We start from the raw sequence: 18,851 nt of genomic DNA, 5'->3' as shown, positions 1-18,851 counted from the left end.
CCGGTGACTTTGCCGGGCGCGCCGTCTCTTCCGCGATGACGGCTTGGTGCCCGGCCTTCGGTCGGGACACGGCGTGCCGGACGGGGCTCCCCGTCAGCCGCCTTCCACCGGTGCGTAGCGCCAAGGTTCCAGCGCATCCGGACGGCCGGGCAGCGACAGCCGGGTGGTGCGGGGCGGCGTTTCGGCGATGATGCGACCGCGGCGGAACACCGCCAGACGATTGGCCTTGAGGCGGATCGCCTCGATGGGGTCGCGGGCCTCCAGCAGCACGAAATCCGCGTTGCAGCCGGGCGCGATTCCGTAGCCCTCGAGGCCAAATGCTTTCGCGGCATTGGTCGTCACCGCCTCGAAGCAGGAGACGACCGCTGTCCGGCTGGTCATCTGCGCGGCGTGGACGCCCATGTGTGCGACTTCCAGCATGTCGGCGTTGCCGAACGAATACCACGGGTCCATCACGCAGTCGTGGCCGAAGGCGACGTTCACGCCGAGGGCCATCAGTTCCGGCACGCGGGTCAGCCCGCGGCGCTTCGGATAGGTGTCGTGGCGTCCCTGCAGCGTCATGTTGATCAGCGGATTCGGAATGCAGTGCAGCTCCGCTTCCGCGATCAGTGGCAGCAGTTTTGACACGTAGTAGTTGTCCATCGAGTGCATCGACGTCAGATGCGAGCCGGCGACGCGGCCCTGCAGGCCGAGGCGCTGGGTTTCGCACGCCAGCGTCTCGACATGGCGCGAAAGCGGATCGTCGCTCTCGTCGCAATGCATGTCGACGCGCAGGCCGCGTTCGGCGGCGATCTCGCACAGCACCGACACAGAGCGTGCGCCGTCCTGCATCGTGCGCTCGAAATGCGGGATGCCGCCCACGATGTCGACGCCCATATCGAGCGCCCGGATCAGATTCTCCATGGCTTTCGGAGCGCGGAACAGCCCGTCCTGCGGGAAGGCGACGAGTTGCAGATCGAGATAGTCCTTCACCCGGTCGCGGACCTGCAGCAGCGCCTCGACGCCGACGAGGCGGTCGTCGCAGATGTCGACATGGGTGCGAACGGCAAGCAGCCCCTGGGAAACGGCAAGGTCGCAATAGCGCAGCGCGCGTTCGACGACGGCGTCGACAGTCAGGATCGGCTTCAGCTCGCCCCACAGCGCAATGCCTTCGAGCAGCGTACCAGACCGGTTCAGCCTCGGCAGCCCGAGCGACAGGGTCGCGTCCATGTGGAAGTGGATGTCGACGAACGGCGGCGAGAGCAGCCGCCCGCCACCGTCGACGATCCGGCCGGCTTCCGCGTCGATCCCGACCTCCACCGCCGCGATGCGTCCGTCGGCGACGGCGACATCCACGCCGGTCCTCCCATCGGGAAGGTTGACGTTGCGCAGGATCAGGTCGAACGGCATGGCGGCACTCCGGCAGGCGGGGGATTTGAGGCGGCCGCACTACAGCATGATCGAACGCACCGGGAAACGGCTTTCCGGCATCCCGGCCCCTTGCGGGCGGTGGCGGCCGCGATCAATCTGCCATCCCGAATCACAACCGCGACAAGAGGAAACCCCCCATGCAGCAGCGCACGTTCGGCCGTCTCGGCCGCTCTGTTTCCGAAATCGGCTTCGGTGCCTGGGCCATCGGGGGAAGCTGGGGCGAAGTCTCCGATCGCGACGCGGAGGCAGCGCTCGAGGCGGCGCTCGACGCAGGCGTGACGTTTCTCGATACCGCCGACGTCTACGGAGACGGCCGTTCGGAACGCCTGATCGCCCGCGTCCTGAAAGCGCGCGGCCGGCCCGACGTGATGGTCGCCACCAAGGCGGGACGGAAGATCTCGCCTCATGTCTCGGCCGGCTATACGCCCGAGGCGCTGCGCGGCTTCGTGGAGGATTCGCTGCGGCGTCTTGAAACCGACGCGCTCGACCTCGTTCAGCTGCATTGCCCGCCGGTCGAGGTCTATTACCGTCCCGAGCTCTTCGAGGAACTGGACCGGCTTGTGACGGCCGGCAAGCTGAAGGCCTACGGCGTCAGCGTCGAGAAGGTCGAGGAGGCGATCAAGGCGCTGGAATATCCGATCGCCAGCGTGCAGATCATCTTCAACATGTTCCGCCTGCGGCCAGCCGAGCTCTTCTTCGGCCTCGCCAAGGCCAAGGGTGTCGGCATCATCGCGCGCGTGCCGCTCGCGAGCGGCCTGCTCACCGGCAAGCTGTCGGCATCGAGCACGTTCGCGGCCGACGACCATCGGCAGTTCAACCGGCACGGCGAGGCGTTCGATGTCGGCGAGACATTCTCGGGCGTGCCCTACGACGTCGGGCTGGCGGCGGTGGAGGAGGTGCGCGCGGTGATCGGCAACGTGCCGATGGCGCAGTTCGCGCTGCGCTGGATTCTCGCGTTCGATGCCGTCACGGTCGTCATCCCCGGCGCGCGCAATCCGGCTCAGGCCGCGTCCAACGCTGCTGCGGCCGACCTGCCGGCTCCCACGGACGAGCAGATGGCAGCGATCCGCGCGATTTACGACGCGCGGATCAGGCCTTACGTCCACCAGCGCTGGTAACCGGCGCTGGCGGGTGACGCCGCGCTGTTCAGGTGAGCGGCGTCATCACACCCAACCGGTAGGCCGGCCGTTCGGTCAGGCCCTTGTACCAGGCCTCGAGATGGGGCATGGCGGGCCGCTCGATCGGCAGGCCGAACCAGCCGTAGGCCACGCTGCCGAGCGGTATGTCGCCCATCGTGAGATGGTCGCCGCCGAGATAGGCGTCCTTCGCCAGTGCCGCATCGGCGATGGCCATCAGGCGGGCCGAGGCCTCGAAGCTGCGGTCGATGGCGGCGGGATCCCGCTTCTCCGGCGGCGTGCGGACGAGGCCGACGAACATCGGCCCGAAGGCCGGCTGCAGGCTGCCGGTGACCCAATCCATCCACTTGTCGGCCTGCGCCCGTGCCGCGGGGGCTTCTGGCCACAGCCGACCGGCGCCGTAGCGGGCGGACAGATAGCGGACGATGGTGTTCGATTCCCAGATCACCGCGCCGTCGCTCTCGATGACGGGCACGAGGCCATTGGGATTGAGGGCGCGGAAGGCCGGGTCGTTGACGACGCCGAACGCCCCGCCAGCGTCGATCTGCTCATAATCGAGCCCGAGTTCCTCAGCGCACCAGAGCGCCTTCCTGACATTGGTGGAATTGCGCCGTCCCCAGATCCTCAACATGCTCGTCCTCGTTCGTTTTCCGGGTGGAGTGATGCCTCGCTGGGCCGGCGCATCCTATGACCGCAACGCTCCGATCCGAAGCGTGACTTGATGGTCCGGTGACGTCGTCTTCGGCACCGTCCTTGCGGTTCGATGCCGGCCCGCGAGCCGGACGATCTCGCCGTCGTGACCGCGATGCTGCCCTTTTCGCATGGCCTGCTCTAGTATGTTGACGCACGAAGCGCCACCTTGGCGGGGCGGCAGGTCAGTCCGGTCGGACCAGGCTCGCCGCCGCAGCGGACGGGTTGCCAGTCGATGCCTCTCGACGTGATCGAGCTCAAGACCTTCTACGATACCGCTCTCGGCCAGACGGTTCGCGGGCTGGTGTCGGCGCGGTTGAAGGAAATGATCGCTGGCGGCAGTGGCGGATGTGCCGTCGGCCTCGGATTCACGCCTCCCTTTCTGGAAACATTCGGTGCCGGTGCCGACCGCGTGCTGGCACTCATGCCGGCGCGCATGGGCGTCTGCCGCTGGCCTGTCGAGGGCGGCAACCGCGCCGCGCTCGTGGAGGAGGACGAGCTTCCTCTCCCGGACGCTTCTGTCGACCGGCTGTTGCTGATTCACGGCATCGAGGAAGCCGAGACGCCGGAGGCGATGGTCCGGGAGATTTGGCGGGTGCTCGCACCGGGCGGCCGGCTGATCGCAGTGGTGCCCAACCGCCGCGGGCTCTGGGCCCAGGCCGATACCACGCCGTTCGGCAACGGCAGGCCCTACAGCCGCGGCCAGCTTGAACGTCTGCTGACAGCGGCAAAGCTTGCGCCCACCGGCTGGAGCGAGGCGCTGTTCCTGCCGCCCCTCAGCCTGCGGGCGGTGGTGGGCTCGGCTCGCGCGCTTGAGAAGATCGGCCGCAGCATCACGCCCGCCTTCTCCGGCTTGATCCTCGTGGAGGCGGAGAAGCGGATGTGGCAGGCGCTGCCGAGCGATGGCCGCGCGCTTCGTGTGCCGCGCCTGGTGCCGGCGATGGCGGACCCGGTCTCCCATTTCGCGCGCCGCCGCCGCCGTGTCGCCGCGATGACGTGGCCTGCGATGTTCGACGGCGACGAGACCCGCTCCCGCGACTGACGCGGGCATCGACGCGCGGGGACGCACACACACCTCCGCCCGCCGGCTGCTCGCCCCCCTGGTCGTTGCGTCCCATGTCCGGAAGACCGCGCCCCGGCGTTCGGGCCGATGTCCTACCGCCGCAGCACGAACACCGCCTGCTCGCCGAACACGTTCCAGAACACCCACGGCGCCCGGAACGGGATGCGCTGGCCGGCGGCATTCAGCGCCACACCCTGCTCGATCACCGCGTTCATCTCCTCGGCGAGGCTGACGAAGTCGCGGATGGTGCAGAAATGGATGTTCGGCGTGTCGTACCAGGTGTCGGGCAGGTTCTCCGTCACCGGCATCCGCCCGAAGAACATCAGCCGGCAGCGCACGCGCCAGTGGCCGAAGTTCGGGAACGACACCACGGCGCGCCGCCCGATTCGCAGCAGATGTTCCAGCACCCGCCTCGGCTCTCTGGTCGCCTGCAGCGTTTGACTCAGGATGACATAATCGAAGGCGTCGTCGGGATAGTCGGCGAGGTCGGTGTCGGCGTCGCCCTGCACGACCGGCAGGCCGCGGGAAACGCATTCGTTGACGCCGGCCTGGGAAATCTCGATGCCGCGCCCCTCGACGCCGCGCCGCGCGGCGAGATAGGCAAGCAGCGCGCCGTCGCCGCTGCCGACGTCGAGCACGCGGGAGCCCGGCTCGACAAGGTCGGCGATGACGCGGAGGTCGACCCGTGGTTCGGGAAGATGCAGGTTCGCCATGGTGTTGCGTCGTCTGCCCGTGTGGTTGCGGTACGCGCCGGTGGGGTGATGGGCGCGGGAATGCTTTCGTGGCCTTGCGCCCGCCGTCAGGAAGGCTCGGCCGGCGGGGCGATGCCGCGCGCCTTGGCGGCGCCGGTGAGGAAGCCCCGCACGGTGCGGAACATCTCCGGCTCGTCGAGCAGGAAGGAATCGTGGCCGCGGTCGGTATCGATCTCCACGAAAGAGACGTTGGCCGCGGCGGCGTTCAGCGCGTGCACCACCATCCGGCTTTCCCGCGTCGGGAACAGCCAGTCGGAGGTGAACGACACCACGCAGAACCGGGTGCGCGTTCCCGTGAACGCGCGCGACAGCACCCCGCCATGGTCGGCGGCGAGGTCGAAATAATCCATCGCCCGCGTCACGTAGAGATAGGAATTGGCATCGAAGCGGTCGACGAAGCTGAGGCCCTGGTGGCGCAGGTAGCTTTCCACCTGAAAATCGGCGTCGAAGCCGAACGTGATGTTGGGCCGGTCCTGCAGGGCGCGGCCGAACTTCCGCTGCAGCGCCAGCTCGGACATGTAAGTGATGTGCGCGGCCATGCGCGCCACCGACAGCCCCTTTGCCGGTCGGGTGCCTTCCTCAAGGTAGCGCCCCGCGCGCCATTCGGGATCGGCCATGATCGCCTGGCGACCGACCTCGTGGAACGCGATGTTCTGCGAGGAGTGCCGGGCGCCCGCTGCGAGCGGAACCGCGGCGAACACGCGCTCCGGCTGGCTCGCCGCCCATTGCAGCACCTGCATGCCGCCCATGGAGCCGCCGACGACGGCAAACAGCGTGTCGATGCCAAGCCGGTCGACCAGCATTTCCTGGGCGCGCACCATGTCAGCGATGGTCACGACGGGCAGATCGAGCGCGTAGGGGCGCCCGGTCAACGGATTGGTCGTGGCCGGTCCCGTGGTGCCGAGGCAACTGCCGAGCACGTTCGAGCAGATGACGAAGAACCGGTCGGTATCAACCGGCTTGCCGGGACCGACCATCAGCCCCCACCAGCCGGGCTTGCCCGTCACCGGGTTGACGTTCGCGACATGCTGGTCGCCCGTCAGCGCGTGGCAGATCAGGATAGCGTTGGACTTGTCGGCATTGAGCGTGCCGTAGGTCTGGTAGGCGATCTGCCACGGCGCCAGCGACGCGCCGGAGGTGAGCTGCAGCGGCTCATCGGTGCCGAACATCGCGACGAGGCTCGAGGGCTGGTCGGCCTCGCGGTGGCGCGGCTCTGCCGCTGCCTGCGTATTGGTCCAGTCGCCTTGAACGCCCATTGGCGGACAGCCTCCGGCCGGGTGCCCGCCCGCCGTCCGGGGCATCAGCCCCGCGGCCATGGCGCAACGCACCCCGGCTCCGCTCGTTTGAAAACCCGCGCCCCGCGCGCCTGTTCGATCGGGCGACGGCGGGGGGCGGACCTGTGCCAGCGCATAACCGCCGGCCGGACCCGTTCGCGTAGGAGGGTGTCCGTCGGCTGTCAATCTTTTCTTTGCTTTCGCCCGGTGCGTTCCTTAAGAGTGCGCGGCGAGCGCGCGGGCCCGTCCGGGGAGGATGGCCGCCCGGCGCGCAGGCCGCATGGGCGTCGTGACGGGCGCCGGCGCGGCCGGCCTCCCGCCCGACGGACCCATTCGAGATGAACGCCACCACCCGCCCCGATCGCCCGGCACCGAAGCCCGGCATCCTCGAGATCGAGCCCTATATTCCGGGCAAGTCCACCGTTGCCGGGGGCGGCAAGGTCTACAAGCTGTCTTCGAACGAGACGCCGTTCGGCCCCTCGCCGAAGGCTGTCGCTGCCGCCGGCGCGGCCCTCGGTGCGCTGGAGCGCTATCCCTCTCCGGGTGCGCGGGAACTGCGCGAAGCGATCGCAGCGCGCTATGGCCTCGACCCGGACCGCATCGTCTGCGGCTCGGGCTCCGACGAACTGATTGCCCATATCTGCCAGGCTTATCTTTCGCCCGGCGACGAGATGGTGCAGACCGTCCACGGCTTCAACATCTATGCCATCGCCACGCTCGCGGCAGGCGGCCGCCCGGTTTTCGTCGAGGAACGCGATCTCGTCACCGATATCGACGCGATCCTGGCCGCGGTGACGCCTCGCACCCGGCTTGTGTTCATCGCCAATCCGAACAACCCGACCGGCACCTATCTCTCCGCGTCGGAACTCGCCCGTCTCGCGCGAAGCCTGCCTCCCGGCGTGCTGCTCGCGATCGATGCGGCCTATGCCGAGTATGTGCGCCGCGACGACTATGGCTGCGGCCTCGAACTGGCTGCGACGATGGCGAACGTGGTCGTGATGCGCACCTTCTCCAAGATCCACGGCCTGGCGGGTCTCCGGATCGGCTGGGCCTACGGTCCTGCGGACGTCATCGGCGTGCTCCACCGCATCCGTTTGCCGTTCAACCTGTCGACGCCGGCGATCGCCGCCGCCATCGCCGCCCTCGAAGATACCGCGCATGAGGAGAAGTCCGTCCGCCACAATCTCGAATGGCTGGCGCGGTTCACCGATGCGGTCGAGGGGCTCGGGCTGGTGGTTACCCCTAGCGTCGCCAATTTCGTGCTGGTGCATTTCCCGAACGTTCCCGGGCGCAGCGCGGCCGATGCGGACCAGGCGCTCCAGGCCGTCGGCGTGATCACGAGGCGCATGGAAAGCTACCGCCTGCCCGACGCGCTGCGCATTTCCATCGGCTCCGAGGAAGCCATGCTCGCTGCCATCGCAGCGCTTGCGGATTTCCTCGGCGTGCCGGCGTGAACAAGGCCGCGACGCCGATGACGCCCGCCCCCGACAAGGATTCTCCCGTGGTTTCGTCTTCTTCACCGGCTACCGGGCCGCTGCCGTTCGGACGGCTTGCCATCGTCGGCGTCGGCCTCATCGGCTCGTCGCTCGCGCGCGCGGCGCTGGCGCGCGGGCTTGCCGGCGAGGTTGCGCTCGCCGATGCCGATCCGGCGGTCGTGGCGCGCGCCGCCGAACTCGGCATCGGCACCAGTTTCCATGCCGATGCCGCAGAGGCGGCGGCGGGCGCCGATCTGGTGATTTCGTGCGTGCCCGTCGGTGCGTGCGGGCTTGTCGCCGAGGCGATCGGCCCGGTGCTGAAGCCCGGTGCCATCGTCTCCGACGTCGGCTCGGTCAAGGCGGCCGTGGTGGAGCGGATGTTGCCGCACCTGCCGGAGAAAGACCGCTTCGTGCCGGCGCACCCGGTGGCGGGCACGGAGTTTTCCGGCCCCGATGCCGGTTTCGCAGACCTGTTCGAGGGACGCTGGTCGATCCTGACGCCGCCGCCCGGCACGGCGGAGGAGGCGATCTCTACAGTCGCCGCGTTCTGGGAAGCGTGCGGCGCCAACGTCGAGACCATGACGCCGGCGCACCACGACCTCGTGCTGGCGATCACAAGCCATCTGCCGCATCTCATCGCCTACAACATCGTCGGCACCGCCGCCGATATCGAGGAGGTCACGCAGTCGGAGGTGATCAAGTTCTCGGCCGGCGGCTTCCGTGACTTCACCCGCATCGCCGCCTCCGATCCCACGATGTGGCGCGACATCTTCCTCAACAACAAGCTGGCGGTGCTGGAGGCGCTCGGCCGCTTCTCGGAGGATCTCGCGGCCTTGCAGCGGGCGATCCGGTGGGGCGACGGCGACGCACTGTTCAACCTCTTCACCCGCACCCGCGCCATCCGCCGCTCGATCATCGATGTCGGTCAGGACACGCCGTCGCCGGACTTCGGCCGCCGGCCGCCGGGAAAATAGCGCCGGCCGTCAGATCGGCGCGGTGCCGATCGGGATCGGCGGCAGCCGCCCGACGGGGATGAAGCCGACCATCACCCGGCTGGCGTCGAGCGTGATCTTGAGCGTGCGGCTCGGCTTGCCGTCGGTCTGGCCCGGCTGTCCGAAGGCCGAGACGGCCGCCACCACCGGCGCCGCGAGGCCTCTGGCCCGCGGGTCGACCGCCGCGATCGCGGCCGCGAGGCCTTCGGGGTTCACGAGCGAGACGTCGACGTTGCCGTCGAGACGCCCATCGGGGCGGATACGGAGATTGCCGGTCGCCTCCAGGGCAGCGTCGCCGGAGCGCAGGCCGACGCGGGTGAGATCGACGGGCAGTCCCTCCGGCGGCACCGCCACGCCACCGCCTCTCAGCGCGTTGCCGCCGTCGCGGACGGTGAAGATGATCCCGAGATCGAACGGAGCGGTCGCCGCCTTCGGCTTCACGCCGCTCATGGTCAGCGCGACGTCCGTGCCGCCCGCATCGTCGGGCGTGTTGCGCACGTGGAGTTCGGCGAGCGTCGCCTTCATCGGCCCAGCGGCGAAGGCGGGGGCCGTCACGGTCGGCTCATCGATCGAAAGCGCACCCTGGATCAGGAGGCCGTGGTCGAAATGAAGGCTCATGCGGCCGAGCGACCATGCGGCCTGCACAAGCGGGGATGCCGGGTCGCCGATCTCAAGCGGTCCGGAGAACTCCGCGACGATGCGCTCGGGATCGTAGACGCGGGCAGCGGCGGAGACGTGGCCGAGCGCGACCGGCGGCAGATTCGGCGCGGTGATCGCCGCATCGCCGCAATCGAGCGCGAGATAGAACGGATAGCCACCCACGGTGCGCGGTGCGCACACGAGCTTGATGCCATCGGCCGCGACCGGCGCATCGAGCGTCGCATCCGCCGACCGCTTCAGCGCGTCCGCCGCGTACCACCAGAACCCCGACCATGCCGCCACGGCGACGACGAGCACCGCCATCGCCGCGATCACCTTGCGTTTCATGCCGGACCTGCGCGGCGCGGAAAGGGGAACATCCCGCGCGCCGGGATCGGTGTGTTCGGCAGGACTTTCCGGCATGGAATGCTCCTTCGTCACGAACGGTGAACCTGCATCGCCGCAAGGGTGGTTCGCAAGCGCCGGGCGGGTCGCGTCTTGCGGCGACACGCCCCGGACGGCGCTTCCGGAACCGCATTTCGGCCCTTGCGGAACCGGTCCGCGCGGCCGATCTTCTCATCGTTCGTTTCGTGGGCGAAAGGATGGCCCCGCCGGGTCGCGGATTTGCCGTTTCCTTCGCCTGCGACAAGGGGTGCAGCGCCTTGCGGCCTCCGGCACCCCCTCTTATATAGCCTCCAAGCACGGCGTTCCTCACGTCCGGGCGCCGTGAAATCTCAAATGTTTGGGGACCAGCCGGGGTGAGCCCGGCTATGGGTCGAAGGCCTCTCCGAGGATTCGGCCGGTCTGCCTGAAGGAGAACGATATGGGTAAGGTCATAGGAATCGACCTCGGCACGACCAACTCGTGCGTTGCCGTGATGGACGGCAAGAACGCCAAGGTGATCGAGAACGCCGAGGGCGCGCGCACCACGCCTTCGATGGTGGCGTTCAGCGACGATGGCGAGCGTCTGATCGGCCAGCCGGCCAAGCGCCAGGCCGTCACCAATCCCGAGAACACTTTCTTCGCCGTGAAGCGCCTGATCGGCCGCCGGTTCGACGATCCGATGGTGTCCAAGGACAAGGGCCTCGTGCCCTATCACATCGTCAAGGCCGACAACGGTGATGCCTGGGTCGAGTCCGACGGTAAGAAGTACTCCCCCTCCCAGATTTCCGCCTTCATCCTGCAGAAGATGAAGGAGACGGCCGAGGCCTATCTCGGTCAGCCGGTGACGCAGGCCGTCATCACCGTTCCCGCGTACTTCAACGACGCCCAGCGCCAGGCGACCAAGGATGCCGGCAAGATCGCGGGCCTCGAAGTGCTGCGCATCATCAACGAGCCGACGGCGGCGGCGCTCGCCTACGGCCTCGACAAGACCGACAAGTCCAAGACGATCGCGGTCTACGACCTCGGCGGCGGCACCTTCGACGTGTCCGTTCTCGAGATCGGCGACGGCGTGTTCGAGGTGAAGGCCACCAACGGCGATACCTTCCTCGGTGGCGAGGACTTCGACATGCGGCTCGTGGGCTACCTCGCCGACGAGTTCAAGAAGGACGCCGGCATCGACCTGCGGAACGACAAGCTCGCGCTGCAGCGCCTCAAGGAAGCGGCCGAGAAGGCCAAGATCGAGCTGTCCTCTGCGACCCAGACCGAAATCAACCTGCCGTTCATCACCGCCGACGCTTCCGGCCCGAAGCATCTGACGCTGAAGCTCACCCGCGCCAAGTTCGAGGCGCTGGTGGACGATCTCGTCCAGAAGACCATCGAGCCGTGCCGCGCCGCGCTGAAGGACGCCGGTCTCTCGGCCGGTCAGATCGACGAGGTCGTCCTGGTCGGCGGCATGACGCGCATGCCGAAGATCCAGGAGATCGTGAAGCAGTTCTTCGGCAAGGAACCCCACAAGGGCGTGAACCCGGACGAAGTCGTGGCCATCGGCGCCGCGATCCAGGCCGGCGTGCTCCAGGGCGACGTCAAGGACGTGCTGCTGCTCGACGTGACCCCGCTGTCGCTCGGCATCGAGACGCTCGGCGGCGTGTTCACCCGTCTGATCGACCGCAACACCACGATCCCAACCAAGAAGAGCCAGGTGTTCTCGACCGCCGAGGACAATCAGACCGCGGTGACCATCCGCGTGTTCCAGGGCGAGCGCGAGATGGCCGCGCACAACAAGATGCTCGGCCAGTTCGACCTCGTCGGCCTGCCCCCGGCGCCGCGCGGCGTGCCGCAGATCGAGGTCACGTTCGACATCGACGCCAACGGCATCGTCAATGTGTCGGCCAAGGACAAGGGCACCGGCAAGGAGCAGCAGATCCGCATCCAGGCTTCCGGCGGTCTGTCGGATGCCGACATCGAGAAGATGGTCAAGGACGCGGAGGCGCACGCCGCCGAAGACAAGAAGCAGCGTGAGCTGGTGGACGCCCGCAATCAGGGCGAGGCTCTGGTGCACTCGACCGAGAAGTCGCTCGCTGAGTTCGGCACCAAGGTCTCGGCGGCCGATCGTTCGGTGGTCGAGGGCGCTCTTGCCGACCTGAAGTCGGAGCTGACGGGCGAGGACGTCGAGGCGATCAAGGCCAAGACCAACGCTCTTGCGCAGGCGTCCATGAAGCTCGGCGAGGCGATGTATGCCGCTTCGCAGGGCGGAGAAGGCGCCGACGCCTCCAAGCCGGCCGACGATGTTGTCGATGCCGACTTCGAGGAAGTCAGCGACGACGATCGCAAGAAATCGGCCTGATTTCTGCATGGTCCCCTGGTGAACGGCCGAAAGGACGTTCGCCGGGCGGGTGAACAGCGATGCCGCGCGGTGTGACGGACCGCGCGGCATTTCGCAGTCTGAAAACGCCACGTTGAGCGATTTTCGAGCGGAAGCGAATGGCCAAGCGCGACTATTACGAGGTGCTCGGCGTCGGGCGCGATGCGGATGAGAAGACGCTGAAGAGTGCGTTCCGCAAGCTCGCCATGGGGTGCCACCCGGACCGCCATCCGGGGGATCCGGAAGCCGAGACGCGGTTCAAGGAACTCAACGAAGCCTACGATGTGCTGAAGGACACCGACAAGCGGGCGGCCTACGACCGCTTCGGCCATGCGGCGTTCGAGCACGGCATGGGGCAGGGCGGGGCAGGGTTCGGCAACGACTTCGCCTCCGCCATGTCCGACATCTTCGACGAGTTCTTCGGCATGAGCGGGCGTCGCGGCGCCGGCGGTGGCCGGGGCGGCCGCGAGCGCGGCGCCGACCTGCGCTACAATCTGGAAATCGGGCTCGAGGAAGCGTTCGCAGGCCGGACGGTCGAGGTGCGGATCCCGGCTTCGATCACCTGCGACGAATGCAGCGGAAGCGGGGCGCGGGCGGGAACCTCGCCCACCACCTGCCGCACCTGCAGCGGCACCGGCCGCGTCCGCGCCGCCCAGGGCTTCTTCACGCTGGAGCGCACGTGCCCGACCTGCCAGGGGCGCGGCGAGACGATCTCCGACCCCTGCCCGAAATGCGGCGGGGCCGGCCGCATCACCGAGGAGCGTTCGCTTTCGGTCAATATCCCGGCCGGCATCGAGGACGGTACCCGCATCCGCCTGTCTGGCGAAGGCGAGGCCGGTGCGCGGGGCGGCCCTCCGGGCGATCTCTACATTTTCCTCTCGATCCGGCCGCACGAGTTCTTCCAGCGCGACGGCTCCGATATCTATTGCCGCGTGCCCGTGCCGATGACGACGGCGGCGCTCGGTGGCGAGATCGACGTGCCGACGATTTCCGGCGCCAAGGCCCGGGTCCGCATTCCCGAGGGCACGCAGACCGGCCGGCAGTTCCGCGTCAAGGGCAAGGGCATGCCGGTGATGCGCACGGCGCAGTTCGGCGACATGTACATCCAGGCCGTGGTGGAGACGCCGCGCAACCTGACCCGGCGGCAGCGCGAGATCCTCGAGGAGTTCCAGCACGAGAGCGGAGCCGATCCCCAGACCGACGAGCAGGGCTTTTTCGCCAAGGTGAAGGATTTCTTCGACGGTCTCGGCGGTTGAGGGAGCGGACTATTCGCGGCGGCGGTCGGTGATGGGCGGTGCTGCAGGCCGCCCCTCCTGTGGGTGGTCGGCCGACAAGAGTTCGAAGGCGCCGAAATTCCGCCATCGAACCTCAATGTTCTTACGTCACTGTGGCGGATGCCTGCGAATCGCCCGACCAATGGGTCATCGCGGGCCTCATGCCGGCCTCGCTCGGGGTTGTCCTGCGCAGTTCCCGAGGCAATGCCGCTTCACACCTTCGCTGGAATTGATGGGCCGGGATATCTCCATGAAGACTGGTGTCAGCCGTCTCTCGCACAAGGTCGCCGACGAGTTCCGCTTTCTGAAGGCATGGGCGAGCAACCCGCTCACCACCGGGGCGGTCGCGCCTTCGGGCCCGGCGCTGACGAAGGCGATGGCCGCTGCCGTCGAGGTCGACAGGCCCGGGGTGATCCTGGAACTCGGGCCCGGCACGGGGGTCATGACGGAGGCGATGCTCGCCCGGGGGATCCCCGAGAGCCGCATCGTCATGCTCGAGTACAGCCGTGATTTCTGCAAGCTCCTGCGTGAGCGTTTCCCCGAGGCGACCGTGATCGAGGGTGACGCCTACGCCGTCAAGGCGACGCTCGAGAACCCGCCGAACGGGTCGATCGCCTCCGTCATCTCCAGCCTTCCGCTGTTCACCCGCCCGCCGGCCGCCAGGCAGGGGCTGATCGCAGACTGCATGGATCTGCTGGTGCCGGGCGCGCCGTTCATCCAGTTCTCGTACGCGCTGGTGCCGCCGGTCCCGGCCGAGCGTGGCGGCCGCTTCACCGTCTCGCCGAGCCCGTGGATCCTGCGCAACGTGCCGCCCGCGCGGGTCTGGACCTACCGCGGCGTCTGAGTTCGCGAGGCGTCCGTCTATGGGGGCGGAGTGCCGCCTCGTGGTGCACGGCAGTCCGGCCTCGCAGGTCAAGCCCGGATATCTGCACGTGCCTGCGGACGTCATGTGGGCGCTGCCGGTCTTCGACTTGTGCCCTGCTTGCCCTCGGCATCGTATGCTGTGAGGGACCTGCGGCGAACGACTTGCAGCAGGCGTTTGCCGGCCTACATAGAGGCGGAAAACCGGCCGCTCCGGCCGGATAATCTGTCAGCCGCGACGAGGCGGCCTCTTCCGCTTCGTGCCGCTCACCCCCTCCGGCGTTTCCCGACGCAGACCGGTTTCCGCGGCGGAAGGCGCTCCAGACGAGTGCTGTCCCACATGATGTCATCCTCAACCCAGGCCGCCGACCGCATTCCCCAGTGGCACGGCACGACCATCGTGACCGTTCGCAAGGGCGGCGAAGTGGTCATCGCCGGCGACGGTCAGGTCAGCCTTGGCCAGACCGTGATCAAGGCGACCGCGCGCAAGGTGCGCCCGCTGTCGAAAGGCGACGTGATCGCTGGGTTCGCGGGCGCGACGGCCGACGCATTCACCTTGCTGGAACGCCTGGAAGCGAAGCTGGAGCAATATCCCGGCCAGTTGCTGCGCGCCTGCGTGGAACTCGCCAAGGACTGGCGGACCGATCGCTACCTGCGCCAGCTCGAGGCGATGATGATCGTGGCCGACAAGACGTCCACCCTGGTCCTTACCGGCACCGGCGACGTGCTCGAGCCCGAGGGCGGCGTGATGGGCATCGGCTCGGGCGGGCTCTACGCCCTCGCGGCGGCCCGTGCGCTGGCCGATACCGATCTCGATGCCGAGACGATCGCCCGCCGCGCGATGGCCGTGGCGGCCGACATCTGCGTCTACACCAACGGCAATGTCGTGGTCGAGAAGCTGCAGGCGGCCTGAAGACGACCAGCCCGCGGCGCGCGCTCCGTGTTGAGGTGCGCTGCGGCCGTTCTCGTTCAGGTGCGCCGTCCGGAATATGAAAGGGTCGTCATGACCGACTTATCCCCCCGCGAGATCGTTTCCGAGCTCGATCGCCATATCGTCGGCCAGGCCGATGCCAAGCGTGCCGTCGCCATCGCGTTGCGCAACCGCTGGCGCCGGCTGAAGCTCGACGGAGCGATGCGCGAGGAAGTGCTGCCGAAGAACATCCTGATGATCGGCCCGACCGGCGTCGGCAAGACGGAGATTTCCCGCCGTCTTGCCAAGCTCGCCGGCGCCCCCTTCCTGAAGGTCGAGGCCACCAAGTTCACCGAGGTCGGCTATGTCGGCCGCGACGTCGAGCAGATCGTGCGCGATCTTCTGGAGGTCGGCATCACGCTCGTGCGCGATGCCCGGCGCAAGGAGGTGCAGGCCAAGGCCCACCTGCAGGCGGAGGAGCGGGTGCTCGATGCGCTCGTCGGTCGCTCTGCGAGCCCGGCGACGCGCGAGTCCTTCCGCAAGAAGCTTCGCGACGGCGAACTCGACGACAAGGAGATCGAGATCGAGGTTACGGCAACCCCGCAGATGCCGAGCTTCGACATCCCGGGTGTGCCAGGCGGCAGCGTCGGGGTGATGAATCTCGGCGAGATCCTGGGCAAGAGCTTCGGCGGCCAGAAGAAGCTGCGCCGCACCACGGTGAAGGAGTCCTACGAAGGACTGATCGCCGAGGAATCGGACAAGCTCCTCGACCAGGATGCCGTGGTGCAGGAGGCCATCCACCTCGTGCAGGAGGAAGGCATCGTCTTCATCGACGAGATCGACAAGATCTGCGCCCGTCAGGGCCGGACCGGCGGCGACGTCTCGCGGGAAGGCGTGCAGCGCGACCTGCTGCCGTTGATCGAGGGCACGTCGGTCAATACCAAGCACGGCACGGTGAAGACGGATCACATCCTGTTCATCGCTTCCGGCGCGTTCCATGTCGCGAGCCCGTCGGACCTTTTGCCGGAACTTCAGGGCCGGCTGCCGATCCGCGTCGAGCTGAAGGCGCTCGACAAGGCCGATTTCCGCCGCATCCTCACTGAGACCGAGGCGAGCCTGATCAAGCAGTCCGTCGCCATGCTCGGCACGGAGGGGGTGAAGCTGGAGTTCACCGACGAAGCCATCGAGGCTATTGCCGAGATCGCGGTCGGCATCAATGCGACCGTGGAGAATATCGGCGCTCGCAGGCTGCAGACGGTGATCGAGCGTGTCCTCGATGATATCTCGTTCACCGCACCGGACCGCAGCGGCGATACCATCGTCATCGACGGTCCGTTCGTGCGCAACGGTGTCGGTGATCTTGCCAAGAACGCCGATCTCAGCCGGTTCATTCTCTGAGTTCATCCCGGCCGATCGGGTTGATCCGGTCGGTCGGGCTCGGCGCGGCACAGTCCGGCGGGCGCTTTCCCGGTTGTCTGTCTCGAAAGCCCGGATGCGTTCCGCCGGTCGTCGATGGGAGCGTGTGGGCAGGTGGTGCGGTGCGGCGGTTTCGCATCACCGCGTCGCAATCGGCTATCGGTGGGTCGAAGCGGCTCCGGCAGTCCCGGGCGCGTCTTGCCTTTCATTTTCGTCCCGGCCATATGAGCGTCCGGGACCGCCGCCATTTGGCCAGGCCGCGGCCGTCCTGGTTTGATCGGGATGGTGTCATGCTGCCTTTGCAGCCTCTTCAGTCGCTCGACAGGGCGGCGAGCGGGCGTCGTGTGATGGGGTGGAGCGGCGTGCTGACGATCGCGGCGCGGGTCATCATCGCCCACGTGCGTACAGCGATGGCGTTCGTGGCGGCGCTCCTGCTCGCCACCGCGTGCGTAGCGCCACTTTCTGGCGCAGCCGCCGGTGTGATCGTGGTTCCGCCCGGCAACGGTTCCCAGCAGCAGCCGACCGTGGACCGAAATTCGGTGGCGCGCACCCGGGAAACCGGCGGCACGTTCGAGGGCAAGTATCAGCAGATCTACCGCCTGCTTCAAAGCGACCGGGCGCTGATGGCGCGGATCAAGAGTGCTGCCCAGCGCTTCGGCATCGATCCGGTGCACATGCTCGGCGCCATCGTGGCGGAGCACACCTTCAACGTCGACGCCATCGATTCCGCCCAAGGCTATTATATCAAGGCGATGGCCTATCTCGGCACGCCCATCCTGTTCCAGTACAAGGGCGTGCCGGTATCGGAGTTCGTCGCCAAGGAGCAGTTCGACCGGTGTCGCACGTCGAAGGACGATTTCGATCTGTGGGATTGCCGCGAGGAGGTCTGGCGTGACGTCTTCCGCGGCAACACCGTTGATGGCGTCTCCTATCCCGACGATCGCTTCGGACGCGTGTTCTTCCAGCCGCTCTATGCCGGGCAGACCTTCGGTCTCGGCCAGCTGAGCCCGATCGCCGCGCTGTCGGTGGCCGATATCGTCCACAAGCGCAGCGGACTTCCGCTGATCGACATGGACCACGCGCCCGAACTCTACAGCACCATCATGGACCCGGCGACGTCGCTCGAATATCTCGCCGCGTTGATCCGGCTTTCGATCGATTCTTATCGCGACCTCGCCGGCTTCGACATTTCGAAGAATCCCGGCCTGACGGCGACCCTCTACAATGTCGGCGATGCGCGCGATCGCGCCCGCAGGCTTGCGGCAACCAACCGCCAGTCCGGTGCAACGGCCTATCCGCAAGTGAACTATTTCGGCTGGTTCGTGAACGAGAAGGAAGACGACCTTCGCCGTCTGCTGCAGTGATCCGGCCGGGCGTTCCACCGGTTTCCGGGCCCGCTCAGTCCGAAACGCCGTCCCCGGCCGTGTAGAGGTTGGTGAGCCGCGCCACCAGGATTGCGACATAGAGCACACCCACCATCTGTTCGACGACCGCGAACGACTGTGCCTGATGGCTGTAAGGCACGATGTCGCCATAGCCGGTGGTGGTCAGCGTCACGAAGCTGAAATAGAGAAAATCGTAGAGCACGACCCCGTTTTCCGCCAGCCGCGTGCTGAAGCCGAACGCCGATGGATCGAGTTCGTGGATCAGATCGAAAACCAGCGCCCAGAAAAAAGCCATTGCCATATAGACGACGAGCGAGGCGAATAGCTTGTCGAGCGTGATCGCCCCTGCCCTCAGCACATATTTGAGCGTGCTGTAGATCGCGAAGAGATAGAACAGGCAGAAATAAAGCGTCGCGATTGTCGTGACCTTCGGCACCTCATAGATGCGCATCAGGTCGAGCACGATGGCGACCACCGCGATCGCGGCAAGCGGCCACCGCATCCGCCGCGAATTGTGGGCGATGCGGATCGCGAGCAACACCAGCGTCAGGTCGATCAGTGAGATCGTGGCGACGCCGCTGTGGAGCTTCTCCAGACTCGGATAGAGCAGCAGGCAGCCGATCATGGCCACCGTCATGGACATATAGAGGTGTTCCTGGATGAAGCGGCGGACAACGCTCATGAGGGGAAGCCGATTCCCGACCGTCGGTCGAGGTGCGTGAGAAGGGCCGCTGCGGGCGGGTGAAGCGGGGCGACGATCTGCCGACCGTGTCACCACCATATTCGTGTCGCCTGCACGACGCTATCGGGCTCGCGAGTGCCGCTGAG

Annotated in this window: 16 protein-coding genes; 10 read left to right on the top strand and 6 right to left on the bottom strand. The window is 67.4% G+C overall.

What is annotated here, in order from left to right; genetic code table 11:
• Positions 1-93 precede the first annotated feature (93 nt).
• Positions 94-1,389: an amidohydrolase family protein gene (locus tag BUF17_RS06420; RefSeq protein ID WP_073626705.1), complete on the bottom strand. Its 1,296-nt coding sequence runs from the start codon at positions 1,387-1,389 to the stop codon at positions 94-96.
• A gap of 158 nt (positions 1,390-1,547) precedes the next feature.
• Between BUF17_RS06420 and BUF17_RS06415 the strand changes: the two genes are divergently transcribed.
• Positions 1,548-2,528 (top strand): aldo/keto reductase, encoded by a 981-nt coding sequence (locus tag BUF17_RS06415; RefSeq protein WP_073626703.1) that lies wholly within the window; start codon positions 1,548-1,550, stop codon positions 2,526-2,528.
• A gap of 28 nt (positions 2,529-2,556) precedes the next feature.
• On the opposite strand, the gene BUF17_RS06410 is transcribed toward BUF17_RS06415, so the two are convergent.
• Entirely contained in the window at positions 2,557-3,177 is a 621-nt protein-coding gene (locus tag BUF17_RS06410) for a glutathione S-transferase family protein (RefSeq protein WP_073626701.1), read from the bottom strand.
• A gap of 294 nt (positions 3,178-3,471) precedes the next feature.
• On the opposite strand from BUF17_RS06410, the gene BUF17_RS06405 reads away from it, so the two are divergent.
• A complete protein-coding gene (locus BUF17_RS06405; RefSeq protein ID WP_073626699.1) occupies positions 3,472-4,278 on the top strand; it encodes a class I SAM-dependent methyltransferase in 807 nt (268 codons plus the stop codon).
• 113 nt (positions 4,279-4,391) lie between these two features.
• On the opposite strand, the gene metW is transcribed toward BUF17_RS06405, so the two are convergent.
• Positions 4,392-5,012 carry a methionine biosynthesis protein MetW gene (gene metW, locus BUF17_RS06400; protein WP_073626697.1) on the bottom strand — a complete coding sequence of 207 codons (621 nt, stop codon included), beginning with the start codon at positions 5,010-5,012 and terminating at the stop codon, positions 4,392-4,394.
• An 86-nt stretch (positions 5,013-5,098) separates the two neighbouring features.
• Positions 5,099-6,307: a homoserine O-acetyltransferase MetX gene (gene metX, locus BUF17_RS06395; RefSeq protein ID WP_073626695.1), complete on the bottom strand. Its 1,209-nt coding sequence runs from the start codon at positions 6,305-6,307 to the stop codon at positions 5,099-5,101.
• A 356-nt stretch (positions 6,308-6,663) separates the two neighbouring features.
• Here metX and hisC point away from each other — a divergent pair, with 356 nt between their 5' ends.
• Both hisC and BUF17_RS06385 read left to right on the top strand, forming a co-directional pair.
• Positions 6,664-7,779, top strand: coding sequence for a histidinol-phosphate transaminase (hisC, locus tag BUF17_RS06390; protein WP_073626693.1), 1,116 nt, complete (start codon positions 6,664-6,666; stop codon positions 7,777-7,779).
• A 47-nt stretch (positions 7,780-7,826) separates the two neighbouring features.
• On the top strand, positions 7,827-8,774 hold the full coding sequence (locus BUF17_RS06385) for a prephenate/arogenate dehydrogenase family protein (protein WP_244530785.1): 948 nt from the start codon (positions 7,827-7,829) through the stop codon (positions 8,772-8,774).
• Positions 8,775-8,783: 9 nt separating this feature from the next.
• Here the strand turns inward: BUF17_RS06385 and BUF17_RS06380 are convergent, their stop codons facing one another.
• Complete coding sequence (locus BUF17_RS06380; protein ID WP_073626691.1) at positions 8,784-9,854, bottom strand: DUF2125 domain-containing protein; 1,071 nt, start codon at positions 9,852-9,854, stop codon at positions 8,784-8,786.
• A gap of 400 nt (positions 9,855-10,254) precedes the next feature.
• Between BUF17_RS06380 and dnaK the strand changes: the two genes are divergently transcribed.
• The 6 genes from dnaK (at position 10,255) to BUF17_RS06350 (ending at position 18,002) form a co-directional block, all read left to right on the top strand.
• A complete protein-coding gene (dnaK, locus tag BUF17_RS06375) occupies positions 10,255-12,159 on the top strand; it encodes a molecular chaperone DnaK (RefSeq protein WP_073626689.1) in 1,905 nt (634 codons plus the stop codon).
• A 137-nt stretch (positions 12,160-12,296) separates the two neighbouring features.
• On the top strand, positions 12,297-13,433 hold the full coding sequence (gene dnaJ, locus BUF17_RS06370; protein WP_073626687.1) for a molecular chaperone DnaJ: 1,137 nt from the start codon (positions 12,297-12,299) through the stop codon (positions 13,431-13,433).
• Between the two features lie 268 nt (positions 13,434-13,701).
• On the top strand, positions 13,702-14,295 hold the full coding sequence (locus tag BUF17_RS06365; protein ID WP_210215399.1) for a class I SAM-dependent methyltransferase: 594 nt from the start codon (positions 13,702-13,704) through the stop codon (positions 14,293-14,295).
• Positions 14,296-14,652: 357 nt separating this feature from the next.
• The gene (hslV, locus tag BUF17_RS06360; RefSeq protein ID WP_428977628.1) at positions 14,653-15,225 is read left to right on the top strand and encodes an ATP-dependent protease subunit HslV; all 573 of its coding nucleotides are present in this window, start codon (positions 14,653-14,655) and stop codon (positions 15,223-15,225) included.
• A 90-nt stretch (positions 15,226-15,315) separates the two neighbouring features.
• A complete protein-coding gene (hslU, locus tag BUF17_RS06355) occupies positions 15,316-16,620 on the top strand; it encodes an ATP-dependent protease ATPase subunit HslU (RefSeq protein WP_073626683.1) in 1,305 nt (434 codons plus the stop codon).
• Positions 16,621-17,048: 428 nt separating this feature from the next.
• Positions 17,049-18,002: a DUF1402 family protein gene (locus tag BUF17_RS06350; RefSeq protein ID WP_073627224.1), complete on the top strand. Its 954-nt coding sequence runs from the start codon at positions 17,049-17,051 to the stop codon at positions 18,000-18,002.
• A 34-nt stretch (positions 18,003-18,036) separates the two neighbouring features.
• Here BUF17_RS06350 and BUF17_RS06345 read toward each other — a convergent pair whose 3' ends face one another.
• Positions 18,037-18,705: a potassium channel family protein gene (locus tag BUF17_RS06345; RefSeq protein WP_073626681.1), complete on the bottom strand. Its 669-nt coding sequence runs from the start codon at positions 18,703-18,705 to the stop codon at positions 18,037-18,039.
• Positions 18,706-18,851 lie beyond the last annotated feature (146 nt).

Origin of the sequence: Pseudoxanthobacter soli DSM 19599, from assembly GCF_900148505.1 — a bacterium.
GTDB lineage: Bacteria > Pseudomonadota > Alphaproteobacteria > Rhizobiales > Segnochrobactraceae > Pseudoxanthobacter > Pseudoxanthobacter soli.
Note: the sequence above shows the minus strand (reverse complement) of the source record. Positions and strands in the feature narration are given on the sequence as shown.

Bases quoted from the DNA above. Each gene is read 5' to 3' on its own strand.
- BUF17_RS06420 (WP_073626705.1), bottom strand. From the start codon at position 1,389: ATGCCGTTCGACCTGATCCTGCGCAACGTCAACCTTCCCGATGGGAGG.
- BUF17_RS06415 (WP_073626703.1), top strand. From the start codon at position 1,548: ATGCAGCAGCGCACGTTCGGCCGTCTCGGCCGCTCTGTTTCCGAAATC.
- BUF17_RS06410 (WP_073626701.1), bottom strand. From the start codon at position 3,177: ATGTTGAGGATCTGGGGACGGCGCAATTCCACCAATGTCAGGAAGGCG.
- BUF17_RS06405 (WP_073626699.1), top strand. From the start codon at position 3,472: ATGCCTCTCGACGTGATCGAGCTCAAGACCTTCTACGATACCGCTCTC.
- metW (WP_073626697.1), bottom strand. From the start codon at position 5,012: ATGGCGAACCTGCATCTTCCCGAACCACGGGTCGACCTCCGCGTCATC.
- metX (WP_073626695.1), bottom strand. From the start codon at position 6,307: ATGGGCGTTCAAGGCGACTGGACCAATACGCAGGCAGCGGCAGAGCCG.
- hisC (WP_073626693.1), top strand. From the start codon at position 6,664: ATGAACGCCACCACCCGCCCCGATCGCCCGGCACCGAAGCCCGGCATC.
- BUF17_RS06380 (WP_073626691.1), bottom strand. From the start codon at position 9,854: ATGCCGGAAAGTCCTGCCGAACACACCGATCCCGGCGCGCGGGATGTT.
- dnaK (WP_073626689.1), top strand. From the start codon at position 10,255: ATGGGTAAGGTCATAGGAATCGACCTCGGCACGACCAACTCGTGCGTT.
- dnaJ (WP_073626687.1), top strand. From the start codon at position 12,297: ATGGCCAAGCGCGACTATTACGAGGTGCTCGGCGTCGGGCGCGATGCG.
- BUF17_RS06365 (WP_210215399.1), top strand. From the start codon at position 13,702: ATGAAGACTGGTGTCAGCCGTCTCTCGCACAAGGTCGCCGACGAGTTC.
- hslV (WP_428977628.1), top strand. From the start codon at position 14,653: ATGATGTCATCCTCAACCCAGGCCGCCGACCGCATTCCCCAGTGGCAC.
- hslU (WP_073626683.1), top strand. From the start codon at position 15,316: ATGACCGACTTATCCCCCCGCGAGATCGTTTCCGAGCTCGATCGCCAT.
- BUF17_RS06350 (WP_073627224.1), top strand. From the start codon at position 17,049: ATGGCGTTCGTGGCGGCGCTCCTGCTCGCCACCGCGTGCGTAGCGCCA.
- BUF17_RS06345 (WP_073626681.1), bottom strand. From the start codon at position 18,705: ATGAGCGTTGTCCGCCGCTTCATCCAGGAACACCTCTATATGTCCATG.